1 protein-coding gene and 1 pseudogene are annotated in these 3490 nt (G+C 68.1%); both read right to left on the bottom strand.

The annotated features are described in order from the left end of the window. Positions 1 to 908, bottom strand: a pseudogene (locus tag HUK84_RS12820) (MFS transporter); the annotation flags it as partial. Positions 909 to 1182: 274 nt separating this feature from the next. After that, the coding region (locus HUK84_RS12815; RefSeq protein WP_176640643.1) for a glycoside hydrolase family 31 protein at positions 1183 to 3490 on the bottom strand (2308 nt) is incomplete at its 5' end.

Raw genomic sequence — 3490 nt, 5'->3', positions numbered from 1 at the left:
GAAACCGATCAGCAGCGGCCGGCGGCCGATGCGATCGGACAGCGCGCCGAAGGCCGGCTGGGCCAGGGCGAAGACGAACAGCGCCGACGCGGCGATCAGGGTCGCGCGCTCGCGCGGAAAACCCAGCGTGTTGACCAGGTATTTCTGCATGTAGATCGTATAGGTGTAAAAGGCGACGGTGCCGCCCAGGGTCAGCCCGCACACGGTCAGGATCGCCTTCGGATGCCGGATCAACGCCCGCAGGCCGCCGCGCTGGCGGCTGGCGCGCGTGCGGGTGAATTGCGCGCTTTCGTGCATGTCGCGGCGCAGCCACAGCACCGACAGCGACAGCAGCGCGCCGATGCCGAACGGCACCCGCCAGCCCCAGGCCGCGATCTGCTGCGGGGTCAGCAGCGCGAACTGCATGGCCAGCAGCACCAGCAGGGCAAGCAACTGGCCCATCACCAGCGTGACGTACTGAAAGCTGGAATAGAAGCCGCGCCGCCCGGGGGGCGCGACCTCGGACAGGTAGGTGGCGCTGGCGCCGTATTCGCCGCCAAGGCTCAGCCCCTGGATCAGCCGGGCGACGACCAGCACGACCGGCGCGGCGACCCGATCCGGTCGTAGCCGGGGCAGAGCACGATCAGCATCGAACCCAGGCTCATGGTCAGGATGGACAGGCTGAGCGCCGCGCGGCGCCCATGGCGGTCGGCCATGATGCCCATCAGCCAGCCGCCGATCGGACGCATCAGAAAGCCCACCGCGAAGATCGCCGCGGTGTGCAGCAATTCGGTCGTGGGATCGCCCTCGGGGAAGAAGACATGGGCGAAATAGAGCGAGAAGGCGGAATAGACGTACCAGTCGTAATATTCGACCAGATTGCCCGCCGACCCGGCAACGATGCCCCGCAGGCGCTGAACGGCCGTCAGCCCGTCCGGTGCGGCGCGCTGAACAGGGGGCGGGGTCACGTAATTCATCATCCGGTCCGTTTTCGGTTTCCCCAGCGCTGGGGCATGGGGAACAATCCGGAGACGCAACCGGATCGAAGGGGAGGGGGCTGGGACAGTCCTACTATCGCGCGCACGCACGGGGCAAGGTCGGCGGCGCCCGCGCCCGCATGACCGCCGGGCCGGATCTCATCCATCGTTTCAAATACCGCAAGGAACACGACGCGGCGTCGCCGTGCCCGGCGCGCCTGCGCGCCTATCGGAGGCGATAGGTCGCGGCGGTGCCGTTGGCGGGAACGACGAAGCTGGCGCTGCCCGCCGCGCCGTCATAGGCCGCACCGGCAACGCCGCGCGGCGCATGCGCCAGCCCATGGACGACGATGCGATAGCTGTGCCACCACGGCTGGAAGCTGCCCTCCGGCCGGCCGATCGTCACCGTCACGCCGTGATCGGCCTCCAGCGTGCAGGACAGGGCGGTGCGGCTATAGGCGCCGTGGCGGAAGGCGAAGCTGTGGCCGTCATCGGCATAGAGGCTGCCCTGGCAGTCGGCGCCGGGATAGACGTCCAACTGCAAGGGTCCCTCCGGCGTTTCGCCGGTGCTCTGCACCAGATTCTGGCGCGGGATGATCGAACCCGCCCGGACGAACACCGGCAACTGGTCCAGGCGCGGCGTGATGCCGAGCGTATGCGGCGCGGTGGGGCCGGTATCCTTCAGGGTGATGAACAACCCGCCCGCCCCCCACAGGCTGAGCGGCTTGAGGTTGGTGACCGGCTTGCCGGTCCAGTAATCATACCAGCCGCCCGCCGGCAGGGTAACGGAGTACGGCCCCGGCGATTCCGGGCTGGGCGGCGCCGCGACCATCAGCGCGCGTCCCAGCATGAACTGGCTGTCGGTGGCCAGGTCGAGCGGCGTGCCGTCCAGCAGGCCCGCGGGAAATTCCATGAACAGCGGCCGCATCATCGGAATGCCGGTGCGCGCGGCCTCTTCCGCCACGGTATAGAGATAGGGCAGCAGCCGGTAGCGGGCCTCGATGAAGCGGCAGCGGATGTCCTCCTGCGCCGTGCCGCCGACCCAGGGCTCCTGCGGCAGGCTCTGCTCGTCGCTATGGTCGCGGGCGATCGGGGTGAACATCGCCACCTCGATCCATTTCGTCAGCAGGTCCGCCGAGGCCGAGCCGGCGAAGCCGCCGATATCGGCGCCCGAGAAGGTAAACCCGCCCAGGCCCAGGCTTTCCAGCATCGGAATGGTCAGGCGCAGATGATTCCAGGTGGAGCTGTTGTCGCCGGTCCAGGTGACGCCATAGCGCTGGCCGCCGGCATAGGACGCGCGGGTCATCACGAAGGGCCGTTCGTCCGGCTTCAGCGCCAGCAGGCCCTCATAGGTCGCGCGATGGTTCTGCATGCCATACAGGTTGTGGATCTCGCGATGGCTCGCAACGCGCGCGGCGAAGCCCGGCTCGTCGATCCGGTGGCGGTTGTCCAGCGGCATGGTCTTGGTCGGCGTGTCGAAGATCGCCGGTTCGTCCATGTCGTTCCAGAAGCCGGAAATCCCGTCCTGAAGGTAGAACTGCCGGTAGAGCGTGCCCCACCAGGCGCGGGTGGCCGCCTGGGTGAAGTCCGGGAACAGGGTCGGGCCAGGCCAGACCGGCGCGACATAGGGCTTGCCGTCGGCGGTTTTCACGAACCGGTCCTGCGCCATGCCGCTGTCATAGGGGGCGTAGCCCGCGTTCGGCAGGTCGGCGATATGCAGGTCGGTGATCGCCACCGTATGCACGCCCTGGGCGGTGAAGTCCGACACCATTTTTCCGAAGGTCGGAAAGGTCTTCGCATCGACCGTGAAAGGCCGGTAATGCTGTTGGTAGTCGATATCCAGCCAGATCGCGTCGGTGGGAATCCGGTCGTGGCGCAGGCGGGCGACGATCGCCCGGACGTCCTTCTCGGTCGGGTAGCCCCAGCGCGATTGCTGAAAACCCAGGGTCCAGAGCGGCTGCATGGCCGGCGTGCCGGTCAGCCAGGCATAGGCGCGCTCCACGTCCTTGGGGTCGGGGCCGGCCAGCACATAGTAATCGACCGGGCCGCCATCGGCGCCGATCGCCAGCTCGCCGCGCCGCGTCTTGCCGAAATCGAAGCTGGTGCGCCAGCTATTGTCCAGGAACATCCCGTAATAGCCGCCCTTGGTATAGCCGATGAAGAACGGGATGTCCTTGTAGAGCGGGTCCTGCCCTTCCTGGTAGCCGTAGCTGTCGGTGTTCCACATGACGAAGCTGCGGCCCAGCCGGTCCAGCGGGCCGAACTTGTCGCCCAGGCCGAAATAATGCGCGTCGTCCGGGATGGATTTGGTCATGGTGAAGCCGTCGCCGCGCCGGTCGGGCACCATTGCGCCGTCCAGGTCCGACAGCAGCACCCGCCCGGTGCGGTCGGTCACCGTCACCCCGCCATCCCTGCGGGACACCGCGACCTTCAGCGCCCGGGTTGAGAACCCCACCGCATCGGCGGTCGAGAACCCGGTGACCGCGACCGAGGCGCGGCGGGCGGCAGGCAGCACCGCCCAGGACGCGTCCTCG

Origin of the sequence: Nguyenibacter vanlangensis (genome assembly GCF_013376155.1) — a bacterium.
In the GTDB taxonomy this organism is placed as follows: Bacteria; Pseudomonadota; Alphaproteobacteria; order Acetobacterales; family Acetobacteraceae; genus Gluconacetobacter; species Gluconacetobacter vanlangensis.
Note: the sequence above shows the minus strand (reverse complement) of the source record. Positions and strands in the feature narration are given on the sequence as shown.